We start from the raw sequence: 17,477 nt of genomic DNA on the forward strand, positions 1-17,477 counted from the left end.
TCCCTCCGTTAACCATGCTGCAAGTTTGGCCGGTCAATCTCGGTCGTGAGTTTGTGAGGCCGAGCGCGTCCAACATGAAGGTCACCGGAACAGGCGGTCTGTCGCAGACGTCGGGCGCCAAGCCGGCGCGCGGGGCGGCGAGCGGCGGCGGTTTCCAGGTCAGCAGCGTCAGCACGCCCGCGGCGCCTTCCCAGGTCTCCAGCGTCTCGAACGTGTCGGGCGTCATGGGCGTGGAAGCCCTGCTGGCCCTGCAGGACATCGAATCGCCCACCGAGCGGCGGCGGCGTTCGGTGGGGCGGGCCGGCCGCATGCTCGACGAGCTCGACAAGCTCAAGGTGGCGCTGCTCGGCGGCGAGCTCTCGCAAGCCCAGCTCGACCGGTTGGCCCGCGCCGTTCGCGAGCAGCGCGCGGCCACCGACGATCCCAAGCTGGAGGCGGTGCTCGACGAGATCGAGACCCGCGCCGCGGTCGAACTGGCCAAGTTCGAAATGGCGGGCCGCGGCGCCTAAGTTCGCCCGCCTCATCGGCGACGTTGAATCCGGCGGGCGATATGCCTATACAGCCCGCGCGTGTCTCAGGGTGTCCAGGGGCGTGAGGTTTTCATGAAGACAGCCGCTGTACTGGCTGATGATGCGAGCTACCGTCCTTCCGAGGACGAGGAGTTCATGAACGAGCGTCAGCTTGAGTATTTCAAGCAGAAGCTCAACGCGTGGAAAGAGGACATCCTCCGCGAATCTCGCGAGACGCTGTCGCACCTCCAGAAGGAAACCGAGAACCACCCGGACCTGGCGGACCGGGCGTCCTCGGAGACTGACCGCGCTCTTGAGCTCCGCACGCGGGATCGTCAGCGCAAGCTGATCTCCAAGATCGACGAGGCGCTGCGGCGCATCGAGGACGGCAGCTACGGCTACTGCGAGGAGACCGGCGAGCCGATCGGCCTGGGCCGCCTGGAGGCCCGGCCGATCGCGACGCTGAGCCTTGAAGCCCAGGAGCGGCACGAGCGCCGCGAGCGCGTCCACCGCGACGACTGAGGCCGCACCGGCCACCGGAAACCCGTAGCGTGGCCCGCCGGGCTTCGCCAACCTGCGGCGGGCCTGAGTCGCGGCGGCTTTGCCGTTCACACTCAGTCAGCCTATATATGCTCAAAGTGAGCATTACCCGGGACGGGAGCGATCGGTGACCCAGGCGTTCCATTCGATCCACACGCACGGCTTCGTCCGCGCGGCGGTGTGCACGCCGTCGGTGCTGCCGGGCGACCCCGGCTTCAACGCCGCCGAGACCCTGCGCATGGCGCAGGAGGCCGATGTCGAGGCCTGCGACCTGGTGCTGTTCCCCGAGCTGGGGATCTCGGCCTACGCCATCGACGACCTGTTCCTGCAGGACGCCCTGCAGAAGCGGGTGGAGGCCGAGATCGCGGGTCTGGTCGCCGCCAGCGAACGGCTGAAGCCGGTGCTGATCGTGGGCGCGCCGCTGGTCCACAACGGGCGGCTCTACAACTGCGCCGTCGCCATCTCGCGCGGCCGCATCCTGGGCGTGGTTCCGAAGAGCTTCCTGCCCAACTACCGGGAGTACTACGAGAAGCGCTGGTTCGCGCCGGGCGCGGGCGTCACCGGCCTTTCGATGCGCCTGGCGGGGCAGGACGTCCCGTTCGGCACGGACCTGGTGTTCGAGGCTGAAGACCTGGCCGACTTCGTGTTCCACCTGGAGATCTGCGAGGACTTCTGGGCGCCGCAGCCGCCCTCGACGGCGGGGGCGATGGCGGGCGCGCTGATCCTCTGCAACCTGTCGGCGTCCAACATCGTGGTGGGCAAGGCCGACGACCGCGAGACGCTGTGCGCCAGCCAGTCGATGCGATGCCAGGCGGCCTACCTCTATTCGGCCGCGGGGCCGGGCGAGAGCACCACCGACCTGGCCTGGGACGGCCAGGCCTCGATCCACGAACTGGGCCGACGGCTGGCGCAGACCGACCGCTTCCCGGCGAAGTCCGAGATGGCGATCGCCGACATCGACGTGGGCCGCCTGCGCCTGGAGCGCCTGCGCACGCCCACGTTCAACGACGCAGCGGCCGCGGCCGGCCATCCGGAGAAGGCGTTCCGCCGCGTCCGCTTCGAGCATCAGCCGCATTTCGACGACGTGGGGCTGGTGCGGCCGCTGGACCGCTTCCCGTTCGTGCCCGACGACCCGGCGCGCCTCGACAAGGACTGCTACGAGGCCTTCAACATCCAGGTCCACGGGCTGGTGAAGCGCATCCAGTCGACGAAGTCGAAACACCTGGTGATCGGCGTCTCCGGCGGCCTGGACTCGACCCACGCGCTGCTGGTCGCCGTGCGCGCGTTCGACGCCGTGGGCCTGCCGCGCGAGAACATCCTGGCCTTCACGATGCCGGGCTTCGCCACCAGCGACGGCACGAAGTCCAACGCCTGGGCGCTGATGAACAGCCTGGGGGTGACCGGCCAGGAGATCGACATCAAGCCGACGGCGCGGCTGATGCTGGAGGAGATGGGGCACCCGTTCGCGAACGGCGAGCCGGTCTACGACATCGCGTTCGAGAACGTGCAGGCGGGGCTGCGCACCGACTACCTGTTCCGGCTGGCCAACCAGCGGGCGGCCTTCGTGCTGGGCACGGGCGACCTGTCGGAGCTTGCGCTGGGCTGGTGCACCTATGGCGTCGGCGACCACATGAGCCACTACAACGTCAACGGCGGGGTGGCGAAGACGCTGATCCAGCACCTGATCCGCTGGGTGGTGAAGACCCAGCCGCTGGACGAGCAGGCCAAGGCGACTCTGCTCTCAATCCTGGGCACCGAGATCTCGCCCGAGCTGGTGCCGGCCGGCGCCGACGGGGCGATCCAGTCGACCCAGGCCAAGGTCGGGCCCTATGAGCTGCAGGACTTCAACCTGTTCCACATCACGCGCTTCGGGCTGGCCCCGTCCAAGGTGGCGTTCCTGGCGTGGCATGCGTGGCGCGACGTGAAGACCGGCCAGTGGCCGCAGAACTTCCCCGACGAGGCGCGCAACGCCTACGATCTGGCGACCATCAAGAAGTGGCTGTCGCTGTTCCTGTTCCGCTTCTTCGAGATCAGCCAGTTCAAGCGCTCGGCCGTGCCCAACGGCCCAAAGGTGATCTCGGGTGGCGCGCTGTCGCCGCGGGGGGACTGGCGCGCGCCGAGCGATGGGAACGCGCGGGTGTGGCTGGATGAGCTGGAGGCGAACGTGCCGTAGGGGGCGCGGGGCCTCGGGGGCGTTGAGAGGGTCCGAGAAGGGTGGGAAACGGACAATGGCATGGGTATCGATTGGCCGTGTCTGAACGCTCCAACTCACCGGCAGAGCGCCTCCGTGTCGCGATCGCGCAGACGGACGTTGGGTTTGATCCGCGGGCGAATGGCGCCCTCATCCGGGCTCAGATGCGCGAGGCCGCGCGCGCCGGCGCCAGGCTGATCCAGTTTACCGAAGGCGCGATGTCCGGATATCCCTCTGGCTCGGGAAAGGACGCGCTGGCCGGCTGGAAAGTAGATTGGTCGCTGCTGCGCGCTGAACTCGAAGCCACAGCCGCGTTAGCGGGCGAGCTTCGGCTTTGGACGGTCATCGGATCGAACCACCCGCTCACACCGCCCAATCGCCCGCACAACAGCCTGTACGTCATCTCCGACGCCGGGGAGTTGGTCGGCCGCTATGACAAGCGGCTCCTCTCTTACTCCGAAGTCTCGGAATGGTACGCGCCCGGCGCCCATCCGCTGATCTTCGAGGTGGACGGATTTCGCTTCGGTTGTGCGCTGTGCATTGAAATCCAGTTCCCCGAACTCTTCGTCGAGTACGCCGAGCTGTCCGTAGACGCCGTCCTGCTTTCGAGCTTCTCGCGGGATCCAATGTTCGCCATCCAAGCGCAAGGACACGCCGCTTGCGGGGCCTTCTGGCTCGGGTTCGCTGCCCCCGCACAGTGCAGTGACGCAGTCCCAAGCGGCCTGATTGGTCCGCACGGACGATGGCTCGCGTCGGCGCCATCGGACGGCGCTAGCGCTATCGTCATCGCGGACCTCGATCGCGGATCAGAAGCGCTGCAGATGGCTCTGCAGTTTGCGCGACCTTGGCGCGCCCGCGCGCGGCAGGGCGAACTGCACCGTCGGGCTCAAGTCGTCGACCCGCGCAGCTTGGATGTTTGGCGCTTCTGAGGCGGCCATGAGCCTCGTCCCGGGGATTCATGGTTTCGCCGCGAGGCTTTGGCCGGCAGGCCGCCCCGGCGGCCTGCGCTCACGGCGTTGCCGCCGACGGATGGATCCCCGGGACAAGCCCGGGGAAACGTTCAACCTTTTTTGGGGGTTGGAGTCTGACGTCCGGCTCGGTCGACTGTCGACCTCCAACCCTTGCCATCGTTCCGCTCGCGCAACGCCTTTCGGCGGGCCGCTCGGGGCGGCCCGCTTCCACGGCCACGCGGCCGAGGGATGGGTCCCGCGAACACGTCGCGGGATGACGGAGGTGTGGGGTGTGCGCGGTGGGATCGGGTTCAACGGCGGGGCAGGGCCGATGTCGGCGCCGCCTTCTCCCGGCCTCCCCCACGGCGCTGCCGCGCCTGGGAGAGGGGCTTAGGATAGAGCGGCCTAGGACGTGTTGACGACCCGCAGGGACGCGCCGCCGAGGAGGGCGGTGCGGGCGGCCAGGGTGGCCGCGGGGGCCTGGAGGGCCGGGATGGCGGCCAGGGACGGGGTGCGGGAGACGATGGTCAGGTTGCGGCGGATTCGCGCGCGGTTGACGTCGTCGTCGGCGTGGAGGCGTTCGGCCTCGGGCTTTTCGAGGCGCACGTGCCAGTCGAGGCGTTCGTAGGCGTCGTCGCGCTCGGGGCGTTCCGGGCGCTCAGCGTCGGGTCGGCTGCGTTCGGCCGGCTGGGCGCGTTGGACGGCGACGGTTCCGGCGGCGAAGCGGGCGCGGAGCGCCAGGGACTGGCGGACGCCTCGGCTCATGTGGTGGTAGGCGCCGGCGAGGGCCACGAGTTCGCGGGTGTCGTCGGTGGCCAGCGCGGCGTCATGCACCTTGCGGGCCATGCCCATGCCGAGCTGGGCGAGCTCCATCAGGAGGGCCTGTTCGGCCTGCGTGTCGGCGATGTGCGACATGAACAAAAGAAGAACATAAGTGAGGTGAGGTGTCAAGCTTCGGACCCGGTGCGGCCGTACCCGTTCGATTTTTTTGACCACGAACCACACGAACCACACGAACGCGCTCCGCCTCCCGGGCGCTACGATCAGGGCTCTGTTTGTGTGGTTCGTGTGGTTCGTGGTCGAACAACACAGCGCCTGCGGCGCGCACGACGCCGAGAGGCCAGCGCGACCTCTCATCCGTCAGCTTCGCTGACACCTTCTCCCGCAGGGGGAGAAGGACGGTGAACCCGGAAGGCTAGACCGCGCTTCTCGGCACGATGGCTTCGTCGGTGCGGTCGAAGACCGGGGCGCCGTTCTCGGTGGCGCGGACGGTCCAGGCGATGTTGAAGGCCTTGGGGTCGGAGCGGACGACGAGGCGGGTGTCGATGCGGATCGACCAGCCGGGGCGCTCCATCGCCACGCGGTAGACCTTGGCCGCGGCGGCTTGCCGGCCCGCGTCGGCGAGCGCGACCTCGAAGCGTGAGGCCAGGCGGTAGTCCGTGCCGGTGGCGGGCAGGTGGTAGGCGTAGGCGGGCGGGGCGTGGGCGGCGGCGCCGGTGAGGCCCGTGGGCAGGAAGGCCTCCTTGGCGGGGTCGAGCCATTTGGCGGGCGCCATGGCCGGGCCGGGCAGGGTGATGGCGGGCGGGAAGGCCGGCGTCGGCCCGCCCGGAGGCTGCCACGGCAGGCGGACCTCGACGTTCTCGACCGTGAGGTCGGCGGCCGCGCGGCCGGGCCAGAGGGTGGGCCAGCCGTGCGCCGAGAGTTCGAGCACGAGGCGATGGCCGGCCTTCAAGCGCCACGCCGTCGCCTGCAGCGGCAGGACGAGGTCGATCGGCTCTCCGGCGCGAGGCGGATCGATCCGCCCGGATCCGTCCGGGAAGGCGAGGTTGCGGGCGCCCGTGGTCATGCGTACGGCCCGGCCGTCGGGGGCGATGTCCAGCAGGCGCGCCACGATGAGGCCGCCGGCACGGTTCGAGGTCACGCGGCAGGCGACGACCGGCGCGGACACGATGTCCATGTCGTCCTGGATCGGCAGGTCGCCGAACAGGTTCGTGGCAGGCCAGGGACCGGACGCCTCCTCGTAGAGATCGCCCGCCAGCCCGGCGGGCGTCGCCGGGGCGGCCCGCAGCACGACCGGATCGCGCACGAAGCGGAAGACGGCGGTGGGGGCGCGTTCGAGCGGCCAGGCGACGCCCCGCCACGCGCCGCGCTCCAGCCCGCCCTGGCGATCGGGCTCGCCGACCCAGTAGCGCAGCGGGGGCTCGTCCATCACGCCCGTCTCGCGCCCCTTCAGCCATTTGTCCCACCAGCGCAGCGCCTCCTGCAGGAAGCCGATGCGGGGGCCGCGCGTGGCGGTGGCGGGGGTGACGTGCTCCCAGGGGCCGATGATGGTGCGGACCGGGCCCTTCCAGGCCGCGGCGATGCGAAGGACCGAGGTGGCGTACTTGTCGGCCCAGCCGGAGTAGAGCAGCAGCGGCAGGTCGCCCATGGGCGCGGCCTTGCCCTGCCAATAGCCGTCGCGCTCGGGGTGGCTGAGCCAGGGGATGATCCAGGGGCGGTCGGCGTCGAGCCGCTTCAGCCACTCGGCCCGCCAGCCGTCGCCGAACACCTGGGGGTCGGGCGGCAGGGCGTTGAACATCAGCATGACGCCGGCCCAGTCGACGCGGGCCGTGTAGGCCTGGCCGCCCAGGTTCTGGATGTCGGTGGTCCAGCCGTCCTCGGAGACGCCGCCCAGGACCATGGCCTTGAGTGCGGGCGGGCGGCGGGCGGCGGCGCGGAGGGCGGTGAAGGCGGCCCAGGAGAGGCCGGAGAGGCCGACCGCGCCGTCGCACCAGGGCTGGGCGGCGGCCCAGGCGACGGCGGCCGCGGCGTCGTCGATCTCGGTCGGGAGATACTCGTCCCGCAGCAGACCGGTCGAGTTGCCCGAGCCCGCGGTGTCGACCGCCAGCACGGCGTAGCCCTGCTGCGCCCACCAGGGCAGCAGCGGGTCGATGACCGGCCGGAAGATGTCGTAGGGGCGGTAGGGGGAAAGATCGAGGATCGCGGGGACGGGGTCTGCGCCCCTGGGCCGCCACAGCCGCGCCGCCAGGACGCGGCCGCTGGGCAGGGGGATGCGGATCAGCTCCTCGATCAGCGCGCCTTCGCCGGGCGCCTTTGGCGTCTCCGCGTCCATCGTCCCTCCAGGCCCCCAGTAGAGGCTCGGACGGCCGGCGGGTCTAGCGCAGGCCGATCAGGCGGATCTCGGCCGGGAGCGTCGTCGCCTTGCGGCCGCGCAGGCGTCGCATGATCGCGCGATAGGCGGGGACCACCAGCTCGGTCCAGTAGCCGAAGGGAACGTCCTTATGGATACGATGCAGGTCTTCCATGACCCTCTCCCGTCTCGGGGTTGAACTCGTGGAGGGAAAATGGTCTTCCGAAGGCCAGACCTCAAACCGGTTCTCCTGCTATATCCATAAGTCAAGCTTATGTCCGATCCTCTCGCCACCGTGCCGCTCAGCGCCGTCCGCGTCTTCGAGGCGGCCGCCCGCCTGGGCAGCTTCACGCGCGCCGCGGGCGAGCTGGGCATGACCCAGGCGGCGGTGAGCTGGCAGGTGAAGGCGCTGGAGCGGCGGCTGGATCAGGCGCTGTTCCGCCGGCTGCCGCGGGAGGTGACGCTGACCGCGGCGGGCGAGCGGCTGTACCGCGCGGCCAGCGAGGCGATCACCGCGCTGCGGACCGCCATCGCCGACATCACCGACCAGGGCGCGGGCGTGCTGACCATCAGCGCCCTGCAGACCTTCGCCACCCAGTGGCTCGCGGCGCGGCTGGGGGCGTTCCAGGTGGCCAACCCGGACGTGGCCGTGCGGCTGTCCAGCGAGAGCCGGATGATCGACCTGATGCGCGGCGACGCGGACGTGGGCATCCGGTCCAGCCGCCACGGACAGTGGCCGGGGCTGGAGGCGATCTACCTGTTCCCGACGGCCCAGACGGTGCTGGCGACGCCGCAGGCGCTGGCGGGGCTGGGCCCGTCGCCGGAGCCGGGCGACCTGATGGGCCTGGAACGGGTGGGATCGGAGGAAGAGTGGGCGCTGTGGTTCGCCGCCGCCGGCGTCGCCGATTGTCCCGACAGCATCGCCACGGGCATCCGGATCACGGGCGATTCACAGGTGCTGGAGGTGGCCGCGGCCATGGCGAACGGCACGATGGCCATCGGCTCGCCAGTGATGTTCGCCGCCGACATCGCGGCGGGGCGGCTGGTGCAGCCGTTTCCGATCGTGTTCGGGGAAGGGGCCTATTGGCTGGCCTATCCGGCCGACCGGCGGCGCAACCGCAAGATCGCCGCGTTCCGGACCTGGCTGTTGGACCAGGTGCGGGCAGACCCCGCGGCGCGCCTCGAACTGGCGCGCCGCGAAGTCGTGTCCGACGTCTCCTGACCTACGCCCCGGAGGCCGAGGCTTCAGTTGCACCCGCGATCGGGAGACGCCAGCGCGCCAGGTCCCGGTTTAGAACCGGTAGCTGGCGGTCACCTTGAAACTGTTGAACTCGAAGTCCTCATCGGTGCGGCGGAAGTCCGTGCCCGCCGTATTGACGAGCAGGAACGGGTTCGTGGCCGCCGTCGTGCCCGAATTGGCCGCGCGCACGCCGAAGTCGTCGTCTTCCAGGCTGGTGCGCAGGAATTCGGCGCCGATGCTGACATTTTGGGTCAGCTTGTGTTCGAAGCCCACGCCCAGCTGATAACCCTTGGCGTCGCCGCCGCCGACCTGCGGGAAGGCGTTGACCGTGTTGGTGGTCCGGAAGCTGTGCTTCATGTTGCCGACCGCATAGCCGCCAGTCGCGTAGACGAGGCTGTCGCCGAAAGCGTAGCCGCCGCGGGCGCGGAAGGCCCACACATCGGTCAGCTTGCGGGTGAAGTTGTAGGCCGCGGGCGTGATCGAGAACGCGGTCACCGCGTCCTGCAGCTCGAGGCGGCTGTACTCGATGACGCCGCCGACCACGAACTGGCCGATCTGGTAGTCGTAGCCGCCGCGAACCGAGAGCTCGACGTCGGTCTTGTCGTCACCCCGGCAACCGCCGGGCGCCGCGTTGGTGTTGAACGAACCGGGGCAGAAGCCGGTGGAGAAGGCGTCGGCGCCGGCGGCCGTGCGCACGACGTCGCCGAAATTGCCGTCGAGGTTGGTGTCGAAGCCGATCGACTCGCCCTTGCTTTCCGAACGATCGGCGTAGCCGGCGGTCACGCCGATGTACGCGCCGGTCCAGTCGGAGGACTGCGCGCTGGCGGCGGAGGCGAACGAGAGAGCCGACAGGGCGGCCGCGGTGAGGAGAATGGTTTTCATGAGAGGGCCCGTCCAGGTTGTAACCGGGCCGGCAGAATAGCGACCCGTTGACGCCTCTACGTTGATCTTCGTCACTTGGATGCGGCAGGCTGTCGCAGATTTTCGCCTGTGTGGCGAGTTTGTCACAATCCTGGCGTGGGCGGGTCGCGCGCGAGACTTCCAGCCGCGATGGCGCGTCAGCGCCGCCCGTAGGGAACCACGAAAGACACGAAATACACGAAACCGCCTGGAGCGCTTGGACGCATCAGCCGTCCGGAACCTTTCGTGTATTTCGTGTCTTTCGTGGTTCCGAATGACGGCGCCTGCGGCGCGCGGTGAGCTAGCCCCGGCGGCCGACGGCGGCTTCGGAGGGGTAGGGCTCGGCGCCCTGGGCCAGCAGGGTTGGGACGATCTCGTCGACGGTGGGCACCGCGACCCAGGCCTGCATGAACTGGGGCGGGGTCAGGCGCTCGTCGACCGTGTGCTGGAACAGCTTGAAGAGCGGCTCCCAGAAGCCCCGAGGGTTGTAGAAGACCACCGGCTTGGCGTGCAGGTCGAGGCGGCGCCACGACAGCAGCTCGACCACCTCTTCCAGGGTGCCGATGCCGCCGGGCAGGATGATGAAGCTGTCCGAGCGCTGGAACATGAGCATTTTTCGCTCATGCATGTTGTCGACGATGATGTGCTCGACCGTCTCCAGCGCCCGCTCGGCGCCCACCAGGAAGGTCGGGATGATGCCCAGAACGTCGCCGCCGGCCTCGTGCGCCGCCCGCGCGGTGGCGCCCATCAGGCCCACGCCGCCGCCGCCGTAGACCAGCTTGATGCCCGCGTCGGCCAGCGCCTTGCCCACGCCCCGCGCCGCGCTGAGGAACTCCGGATCCGCCTCGTCGGAGGAGCCGCAGAACACACAGGCCGATTCCAGGCGTTGGCGGTGACGCCTCATGACGCATACTCCAAGGGGAAACTGACGAACCGCTTGTGTCGGCCGCGAACAGGCCCGAGTAGCTAGGTTCAGCGTTAAGTCGCGCCAAGTAAACCCCGCCCAGGAGCCTGAGCCCGCTTTGGTCCACGCCCATGTCGCCACCGGCCGCTTCAGCGGCCCCGGATCCGTCGAGGCCAAGGACGCCAAGTTCAACTTCTGGGGCTCGATGGGCGACCTCATGGCGCTGGTCATGCGCTCGGGCGCGCCGCAGCTGCGCCTAAGGATCGGCGCCGCCCTGGTGCTGGTGGTCGTGGGCAAGCTTTGCGGCGTGCTGGCCCCCGTCATGCTGGGCGACGCGATCAACACGCTGAGCCCGGTCCAGCAGGGCGGGCTGGTGGTAGGGGCCAGCTTCGTGGGCCTGGCGGTGGCGTTCGCGGCGCTGCGCCTGCTGGCCGCCTGCGCGCCCTATGCCCGCGACGCGATCTTCACCCGGGTCTCGCAGTCGACCATGGCGCGGGCCGCGGTGGAGAGCTTCGGGCACGCGCTGTCGCTGTCGCTGGACTTCCACCAGACCAAGCAGACGGGGGCGCTCTCGCGGGTGATCGACCGGGGGGCGCGATCCACCGACTTCCTGATCCGCAGCCTGATCTTCAACCTGGGCGCGAAGGCCGCGAGCTGATCCTGGCCATGGCGGTGGCCGGCTTCCGCCAGGATGACGGTTCGCCCTGACCGCCTTCGCCACCCTGGTCGTCTATGCGGTGGTGACGTTCAAGATCACCGACTGGCGGCTGTCGCACCGGCGCGAGCTGAACGAGGCCGAGACGCGCGCGGCGGGGCTCTCGTCGGACGCGCTGATGAACTACGAAACCCTGAAGGCCTTCGGCGCCGAGGACCGGCTGGTCGACAGCTATGGCCGGGCCATGGCCACGTACGTCGACGCCAGCGCCCGGGCCAACGGCTCGCTGAACGCGCTGAACGGGGCCCAGTCGCTGATCCTCAACGTGGGCCTGGCGGCGCTGACCGTGATGGCCGGCTACGAGGTGGCGGGCGGGCGGCTGCAGCTGGGCGACATCACCATGGCGGTGCTGCTGCTCTCTAGCCTCTATGCGCCGCTGGGCATGCTGGGCTTCCAGTACCGCGAGATCCGCCAGGGCCTGATCGACATGGAGCAGATGGTGGCGCTCCAGAAGATCACCCCCGACATCGTCGACGCAGCGACCGCCCGGCCCCTGCCGCCGGCCAGCGGGCAGGGCGCAGCGCTGGCCTTCGACCACGTGAGCTACCGCCACGATGCGCGGGCGTCGGGCCTGCTGGACGTGACCTTCGAGGCCCGGCCCGGCCAGACGATCGCCCTGGTCGGCCCCTCGGGATCGGGCAAGACCACCGCGGTGCGGCTGGCGATGCGCCTGCTGGACCCGCAGGAGGGGCGGGTGACCCTGGACGGCGTCGATCTGCGCGAGGTGCGGCAGACAGACCTGCGCCGCGCCGTGGCGCTGGTGCCGCAGGACGTGGCGCTCTTCAACGACACCCTCTACGCCAACGTCGCCTTCGCCCGGCCGGGCGCGACGCCGGACGAGGTGCGCGCCGCCGCCGACGCCGCCGAGCTGGGGCCATTCATCGACGGCCTGCCGAACGGCATGCAGACCCGGGTGGGCGAGCGGGGGCTGAAGCTGTCGGGCGGCGAGCGGCAGCGGGTGGGGATCGCGCGTGCGCTGCTGGCCAATCCGCGCCTCTTGATCCTGGACGAGGCCACCAGCGCGCTGGACGGCCCCACCGAGGCGGCGATCCAGGAGACGCTGCGCAAGGTGAAAGCCGGGCGCACGACGCTGGTGATCGCCCACCGCCTGTCGACCATCGTCGACGCCGACCAGATCCTGGTCCTGCGCCGGGGCCGGATCGCCGAGCAGGGGACGCATGCGGAACTGCTGGCGAAGACCGGGGAGTACGCCGCGCTGTGGCGTCGGCAAACCCGCGAGGCCTGACCGGCTAGAGCGCATCCCGCCGAGGATGAGGCGCCGCAGGCGATAAGGATGCGCTCCAGCAGGAAGACGACGAGCCCGTTTCTCCCGGTTGGCTTGATTCAAGCCAACCGGGACGGGCGCTAGGCGTCCAGCGGCGGGATGACCCCGCGGCTCACCGACAGGCCCAGCGCAAGGCTCCGGCCGATCATCCGCGATCGCTCGACGAACAGGTCGGCGGCGGCCGGAGGACAGACCTCGCGGGCGGTGCGCTCGAAGAGGTCGAGCCACAAGGCGAAGTGTTCGTCCCGGATATCGGGCCGGCGCGCGTGGGCGGCCATGGGCGAGCCCTTGAAGCGGCCGGTCATCAGCAGCACCGACGACCAGAAATCGCAGAGCTTGGCGAGGTGCTCGTCCCAGTCGGTGATCGCGTCGTTGAAGATCGGCCCCAGGACGGGGTCCTGGCGCACGCGGCCGTAGAAGGTGTGGACCTGGCGCCGGATCAGCGCCTCATCGACCCCGGCGGGAGCGCCGGGGCCGATGCGCGGCTTGGCGTCCATCAGGCGGCGTCGCGCCAGTGCGGCTGGAGCTGCTCGTGCGGCCAGGCGGCGGGGATCACCCGCGGCTGGGCCAGTCCGCCTAGTTCGTTGGCGAAGCTGTGGTTGACGTCGCGGTGGTGAGCCTCGTCGGCGCGGACCACCTCGACCACATCGCGCAGGGTGGCGTCGGCCGGCAGGTTCCAGTAGCGGATCGCCAGCGCCGGAGCCGCGACGTTGGGCGAGCGGCCCTCGTCGATCTCGGCGAGGTAGTGGGTGTAGCTGACCACCGCCTCCTCCTCGAAGTAGCCCACGACCCGGTGCGCGGTCTTGGGCGACACGAGATAGAGCCCGAAGAAGAACATGTAGAAGACCCACTGGGCGGCCACGACCACGAACCGCTCGAAGGCGGTGGGCTTGGCGACCTCGATGAAGGTCATCAGGTGCATGCGCTCGTTCTCGGCCTCGTCCATGAGCGTCTTGATCCACCCGCGGTCGTCGCACATCCGGCGCAGGCACTTCAGGTGATTGAGCGTGGCGCCGACCATGCCGGGCACCGCCGCCACGGTTTCGAGCACCACGGCGCGGTGGCCGTAGCGCTTGGCGAAGAAGGTGTCGGCGCAGAACCGCAGCGCCTTGACGAAGCCGAACGCGATGCGGTCGGACGCGCCGCGCGGCCGGTGGCGGACAGCGAGGTCTACGAGGGGAGCGTTCATCGGGATAACCCTTGGGCGATCGGCCAATCATGCTGGCCGCTACTGACCCTGAGATAGGTCTGCGCGCCCCCCGCCGCCATTGCGGTGCGCTCCCTAAGTACCGGTACGGAGAACTTGGCCTTGGGCCCTAGCCAAGCGCTTTGCCCATCCGCACCAGGGGCACGGGCGCGCCCCCACGGGCGTCCTCGATGGCCTCGATATCCTCGTAGCCGCACTGGCTGTAGAGCGCGCGGCCCGACAGGGTGGCCATCAGCTCCACGCGCCTGAACCCCTCGGCGCCGGCCGCGGCCTCGCACAGCTGCAGGATCAGCCGGCCCACGCCGCGACGGGCGAAGTCGGGGTGGGTGTACATGGCCCGCACGCGCGCCGCCTCGGTCGCGGGGTCGAGGAGGGCGGCGTCGCGGCCCGGGGTGTGATCGCCGCCGTAGAGGGTGGCGCGCCGGCTCCAGCCGCCGCAGCCGGCGATGGCCTCGCCGTCCAGCACCATGAAGTAGGTTCCGTCCGCCAGCAGCTGCCGGTCCAGGCCCATGATCATCCGGCTGGACGCGATCTGCGCGGGGTCCAGGAACCCCTTCTGCAGCTCGGCGATCGCGGCCTCCATCACCTCGGCCAGCGCAGGCGCGTCGGCAGGCGTGGCGATCCGGTGCGTCAGTCCGCCCAACGGCTACTCCGCCGCGCGCGGTATGTCGGCGGCGCCGTGCGGGGTCTCGACGGTCTGCCGCGGGGGCGCGGACTTGCGGCCCGGCATGTGGTCGCGCACCCAGCCGAACCGGCGGGAATAGACCTTGGGCGCGGCCAGCATCACCGGGGTCAGCACCAGCGTCAGCAGCGTCGCGAACGACAGCCCCCAGACCACCGAGGCCGACAGCTGCACCCACCATGTCGAACCCGGCGCCTTGTACTCGATGTGGCCGGTGTGGAAGTTCGGGTGGATCTGGAACATCAGCGGCAGGAGGCCCACCACCGTCACCAGGGTGGTCAGCACCACCGGCCGGAACCGCTGGGCCGCCGCCCGGATCGCCGCCTCGTCGGCCGCGTAGCCCTCGTGGCGGAGATGGTAGAAGGTGTCGACCAGCACGATGTTGTGGCCCACGACCACCCCGAACAGCGCCACGACCCCTGTCCCCAGCATGATCACCGAGATGTAGGGGAAGGTGTTCCCCAGATTGACCTGCACGCCCAGGAACACGCCCACCGTCGACAGCACGACCGCGAACAGGGTCACCAGCACCCCATAGAAGCTGTTGAACTGCCACAGCAGGATCACGAACATCATGAAGAGCGTCGCGGCGATCGCGGCGACGAAGAAGCCGACGGCTTCCTGCCCTTCCTCGTCGGCCCCGGTGAACTTCCAGGTCACGGCGGGGTAGGCATCGAGCGCCTTGGTCAGCGGCTCGCGGAGCTCGCCGATCTTGAGGTTCGACGCCACCTGATCCGAGATGGTGTTGGCCTGGACGATGACCAGGCGCTGACCATCCCGCCGCTGGATCTGGGTGACCTGCTGGCTGGGCACGCGCTTGACGAAGTAGCTGGCGGGCACCGGGCCCGAAGGGGTGGTGATCTTCAGCTGTTCCAGCGCCGCCACGTTGCGGTCGACGGCGGGGAAGCGGACGCGGATGTCCAGCTCGTCCTCGGCGTCATCCGGCCGGAAACGGCCCATCAGCACGCCGCCGGTCAGGAACTGGATCGTCTGGCCCACCGACAGGACGTCGACGCCGTAGCGGCCCGCGGCCTCGCGGTCGATGGCGAGGTTCCACTCGATGCCGGGCGAGGTGCGGTTGTCCTCGAGCTCGATCAGCTGGGGATCCTGCGCCAGGCGGGCCTTCACGATCTCGGCCGCGGCGTTGAGTTGCGCCGGATCATGACTGGAGAGCTGGACCTGAATGTCCTTGCCCACCGGCGGGCCGTTCTGCTGCTGGCGGACCTCGAGCTGAAGGCCGGGGATCTCGCCCAGCCGTGCCTTCACCTCGCGCTCGATGTCGTAGCCGCTCAGGCCCTGGGCGATGCGATCCTCGTACTCGGCAAAGTCCACGCGGATCCGGCCCACCGTGTCGTTCGGCGCGGAATTCGGCCCGCCATTCGACGAGAAGCCGCCCGATCGCACGTAGAACGACTCCACGCCCTTCACGCCCACCAACTTGCGCTCGACCTGCTGGACCAGGGCGTCCTGCGCCTCGGGCGACAGGTTGCCCCGCGCCTTGACGTAGACCTGAACGTCCTCGGGTTCGTCCGAGAAGAAGAACTCGGTGCGGTGGGGCGTCATGATGAACCACGCCATGATCACCACGATGAGCGCGCCCCCGGCGGCGAACGTCCGGGTGGGGTGATGCGTCATCGCCGTCAGCTGGCGGGCGTACCAGCCCATGAAGCCCTTCATCTCGCGCGGGTCGCCGTGCTCGGACTTGGCGATCTCGGCCAGGTGTTCCTCGTCGACGGCGGCCTTGCGGGCGAAGATCGAGCCCAGCGCCGGGGTGAAGATCAGCGCCACGAAGATCGACGCGCCCAGCACGAAGAACAGGGTCAGCGGGAGGTAGCTCATGAACTTCCCGGCGATCGAGTTCCAGAACATGAAGGGCACGAAGGCGCACAGCGTGGTCAGGGTCCCGTTCGCCACCGGCCAGAACATGCGCTTGCCGGCCGCGGTGAAGGCTTCGGTCTTGGGCAGGCCCTCGGCCATCCGGCGGTCGGCGTACTCGACCACCACGATGCCCCCGTCGACCAGGATGCCGACGGCGAGAACCAGACCGAACATGACCATCATGTTCAGCGTGACGCCCATGCCGGTCATCAGCAGGAAGGCGAGCAGGAAGCAGATCGGGATCGACACGCCCACCATCAGGCCCTGGCGGATGCCGAGGCTGGCGATGATGATCATCATCACCAGCAGGCTGGCCATGATCAGGCCGCTCTCCAGCACCACCAGCGTGCGGCCGATGAAGTCGCTCTCGTCATAGAGGTAGTCGAGCTTGACCGTGGAAGGCCACTTCTTCGCTTCGGTCTCGGTCACCTTGCGGACGGTCTTGACCGTTTCCAGGATGTTGGCGCCGCCGCGCTTCGAGACTTCCAGGATGAACGCGGGCTGGCCGTTGAAGCGGCTGATCGAGCTGGCTTCCTTGAAGGTGCGCCGAACCTCGCCGATGTCGCCCATGGTCACCAGGCGGTCGCCCGACTTCTTGATGGGCAGGGCCAGGATGTCGTCCGGCTTCTCGACGACGCCGGGCACCTTCACCGCGAACTGACCGGGGCCCGAGCGCAGGTTGCCCGCCGGCACCAGCTGGTTGTTGCGGCCGATGACCTGGGCGATCTCGCTGGTGGTGACGTTGTAGGCCTCCATGCGGAGGGGGTCGATCAGCACCTCGAGCACTTCCTCGCGGCTGCCGGCCATGTCGACTTCCAGCACGCCCTCGGTGCCTTCCAGGCGCTCCTTCAGCGCGGTCGTGATGCGGTGCAGCTCGCGCTCGGGCGCCGAGCCCGAGACGACGATGCCGATGATCGGCTCGCCCGAGAAGTTGGCCTCCTGAATGATTGGCTCTTCGGCGTCGGGCGGGAACTTGCCGCGCGCCAGATCGACCTTGGCGCGGACGTCCTCCAGCGCCTTGTCCTTGTCGAAGTCGGCCTCGAACTCGAGGGTGACGATCGCCGCGCCCTGGCGGGCCACGCCGTTCATCGACTCGATGCCCTCCATCGTCTGGAGCTCGAGCTCCAGCGGCTTGACCAGCAGGCGCTCGGAGTCCTCGGGCGACACGCCGGGGTAGGGCACGATCACCGAGATGTAGGGCAGGTCGATGTCGGGCTCGGACTCCCGCGGCATGTTCAGATAGGCGAACAGGCCGAACAGCGCCGCGATCAGGGTGACGCCGAGCACCACCTTGCGCCGCTTGATGGCTCCGTCGATCAGGGGGCCGATCATGATTTCCTCCAGGA

Annotated in this window: 14 protein-coding genes and 1 pseudogene; 6 read left to right on the forward strand and 9 right to left on the reverse strand. The window is 69.5% G+C overall.

Features of this window, described 5'->3' with window-relative positions:
• The first annotated feature begins 74 nt into the window (after window positions 1-74).
• The 4 genes from ACQ66R_RS22945 to ACQ66R_RS22960 all read left to right on the forward strand — a co-directional run bounded on the left by ACQ66R_RS22945 (window position 75) and on the right by ACQ66R_RS22960 (window position 4,169).
• Entirely contained in the window at window positions 75-509 is a 435-nt protein-coding gene (locus tag ACQ66R_RS22945) for a flagellar assembly protein FliX (RefSeq protein ID WP_430425898.1), read from the forward strand.
• Between the two features lie 93 nt (window positions 510-602).
• On the forward strand, window positions 603-1,031 hold the full coding sequence (gene dksA / locus ACQ66R_RS22950; RefSeq protein ID WP_430425900.1) for an RNA polymerase-binding protein DksA: 429 nt from the start codon (window positions 603-605) through the stop codon (window positions 1,029-1,031).
• A 145-nt stretch (window positions 1,032-1,176) separates the two neighbouring features.
• Complete coding sequence (locus ACQ66R_RS22955) at window positions 1,177-3,222, forward strand: NAD(+) synthase (RefSeq protein ID WP_430425902.1); 2,046 nt, start codon at window positions 1,177-1,179, stop codon at window positions 3,220-3,222.
• Between the two features lie 77 nt (window positions 3,223-3,299).
• A complete protein-coding gene (locus ACQ66R_RS22960) occupies window positions 3,300-4,169 on the forward strand; it encodes a carbon-nitrogen hydrolase family protein (RefSeq protein ID WP_430426393.1) in 870 nt (289 codons plus the stop codon).
• A gap of 426 nt (window positions 4,170-4,595) precedes the next feature.
• Here ACQ66R_RS22960 and ACQ66R_RS22965 read toward each other — a convergent pair whose 3' ends face one another.
• From ACQ66R_RS22965 to ACQ66R_RS22975, 3 genes are all read right to left on the reverse strand, one after another.
• Window positions 4,596-5,105 carry a hypothetical protein gene (locus ACQ66R_RS22965; RefSeq protein ID WP_430425903.1) on the reverse strand — a complete coding sequence of 170 codons (510 nt, stop codon included), beginning with the start codon at window positions 5,103-5,105 and terminating at the stop codon, window positions 4,596-4,598.
• 280 nt (window positions 5,106-5,385) lie between these two features.
• The gene (locus tag ACQ66R_RS22970; protein ID WP_430425905.1) at window positions 5,386-7,302 is read right to left on the reverse strand and encodes a CocE/NonD family hydrolase; all 1,917 of its coding nucleotides are present in this window, start codon (window positions 7,300-7,302) and stop codon (window positions 5,386-5,388) included.
• 43 nt (window positions 7,303-7,345) lie between these two features.
• Window positions 7,346-7,495 (reverse strand): hypothetical protein, encoded by a 150-nt coding sequence (locus ACQ66R_RS22975; protein WP_430425907.1) that lies wholly within the window; start codon window positions 7,493-7,495, stop codon window positions 7,346-7,348.
• Between the two features lie 99 nt (window positions 7,496-7,594).
• Here ACQ66R_RS22975 and ACQ66R_RS22980 point away from each other — a divergent pair, with 99 nt between their 5' ends.
• Window positions 7,595-8,542, forward strand: coding sequence for a LysR substrate-binding domain-containing protein (locus ACQ66R_RS22980; RefSeq protein WP_430425909.1), 948 nt, complete (start codon window positions 7,595-7,597; stop codon window positions 8,540-8,542).
• Window positions 8,543-8,611: 69 nt separating this feature from the next.
• On the opposite strand, the gene ACQ66R_RS22985 is transcribed toward ACQ66R_RS22980, so the two are convergent.
• Window positions 8,612-9,442 (reverse strand): outer membrane protein, encoded by an 831-nt coding sequence (locus ACQ66R_RS22985; RefSeq protein ID WP_430425910.1) that lies wholly within the window; start codon window positions 9,440-9,442, stop codon window positions 8,612-8,614.
• Between the two features lie 319 nt (window positions 9,443-9,761).
• A complete protein-coding gene (locus ACQ66R_RS22990) occupies window positions 9,762-10,364 on the reverse strand; it encodes a TIGR00730 family Rossman fold protein (RefSeq protein WP_430425912.1) in 603 nt (200 codons plus the stop codon).
• A 118-nt stretch (window positions 10,365-10,482) separates the two neighbouring features.
• Here ACQ66R_RS22990 and ACQ66R_RS22995 point away from each other — a divergent pair.
• A pseudogene (locus tag ACQ66R_RS22995) lies at window positions 10,483-12,325 on the forward strand (ABCB family ABC transporter ATP-binding protein/permease).
• A gap of 119 nt (window positions 12,326-12,444) precedes the next feature.
• Here the strand turns inward: ACQ66R_RS22995 and ACQ66R_RS23000 are convergent.
• The 4 genes from ACQ66R_RS23000 to ACQ66R_RS23015 form a co-directional block, all read right to left on the reverse strand.
• Window positions 12,445-12,861 (reverse strand): group III truncated hemoglobin, encoded by a 417-nt coding sequence (locus ACQ66R_RS23000; RefSeq protein ID WP_430425914.1) that lies wholly within the window; start codon window positions 12,859-12,861, stop codon window positions 12,445-12,447.
• Complete coding sequence (locus ACQ66R_RS23005) at window positions 12,861-13,553, reverse strand: alternative oxidase (RefSeq protein ID WP_430425916.1); 693 nt, start codon at window positions 13,551-13,553, stop codon at window positions 12,861-12,863. Before ACQ66R_RS23005 ends, ACQ66R_RS23000 begins: the two co-directional genes overlap by 1 nt.
• Before the next feature lie 127 nt (window positions 13,554-13,680).
• A complete protein-coding gene (locus ACQ66R_RS23010; RefSeq protein WP_430426395.1) occupies window positions 13,681-14,154 on the reverse strand; it encodes a GNAT family N-acetyltransferase in 474 nt (157 codons plus the stop codon).
• A 63-nt stretch (window positions 14,155-14,217) separates the two neighbouring features.
• Entirely contained in the window at window positions 14,218-17,463 is a 3,246-nt protein-coding gene (locus tag ACQ66R_RS23015; RefSeq protein ID WP_430425918.1) for an efflux RND transporter permease subunit, read from the reverse strand.
• Window positions 17,464-17,477: the final 14 nt, after the last annotated feature.

This window comes from Phenylobacterium sp. (assembly GCF_965284355.1).
In the GTDB taxonomy this organism is placed as follows: Bacteria; Pseudomonadota; Alphaproteobacteria; order Caulobacterales; family Caulobacteraceae; genus Phenylobacterium.

Coding starts and splice junctions, on each gene's coding strand:
- ACQ66R_RS22990 (WP_430425912.1), bottom strand. CDS start 10,364: ATGAGGCGTCACCGCCAACGCCTGGAATCGGCCTGTGTGTTCTGCGGC.
- ACQ66R_RS23005 (WP_430425916.1), bottom strand. CDS start 13,553: ATGAACGCTCCCCTCGTAGACCTCGCTGTCCGCCACCGGCCGCGCGGC.
- ACQ66R_RS22965 (WP_430425903.1), bottom strand. CDS start 5,105: ATGTCGCACATCGCCGACACGCAGGCCGAACAGGCCCTCCTGATGGAG.
- ACQ66R_RS22980 (WP_430425909.1), top strand. CDS start 7,595: ATGTCCGATCCTCTCGCCACCGTGCCGCTCAGCGCCGTCCGCGTCTTC.
- ACQ66R_RS23000 (WP_430425914.1), bottom strand. CDS start 12,861: ATGGACGCCAAGCCGCGCATCGGCCCCGGCGCTCCCGCCGGGGTCGAT.
- ACQ66R_RS23015 (WP_430425918.1), bottom strand. CDS start 17,463: ATGATCGGCCCCCTGATCGACGGAGCCATCAAGCGGCGCAAGGTGGTG.
- dksA (WP_430425900.1), top strand. CDS start 603: ATGAAGACAGCCGCTGTACTGGCTGATGATGCGAGCTACCGTCCTTCC.
- ACQ66R_RS22975 (WP_430425907.1), bottom strand. CDS start 7,495: ATGGAAGACCTGCATCGTATCCATAAGGACGTTCCCTTCGGCTACTGG.
- ACQ66R_RS23010 (WP_430426395.1), bottom strand. CDS start 14,154: ATGGAGGCCGCGATCGCCGAGCTGCAGAAGGGGTTCCTGGACCCCGCG.
- ACQ66R_RS22985 (WP_430425910.1), bottom strand. CDS start 9,442: ATGAAAACCATTCTCCTCACCGCGGCCGCCCTGTCGGCTCTCTCGTTC.
- ACQ66R_RS22970 (WP_430425905.1), bottom strand. CDS start 7,302: ATGGACGCGGAGACGCCAAAGGCGCCCGGCGAAGGCGCGCTGATCGAG.
- ACQ66R_RS22945 (WP_430425898.1), top strand. CDS start 75: ATGAAGGTCACCGGAACAGGCGGTCTGTCGCAGACGTCGGGCGCCAAG.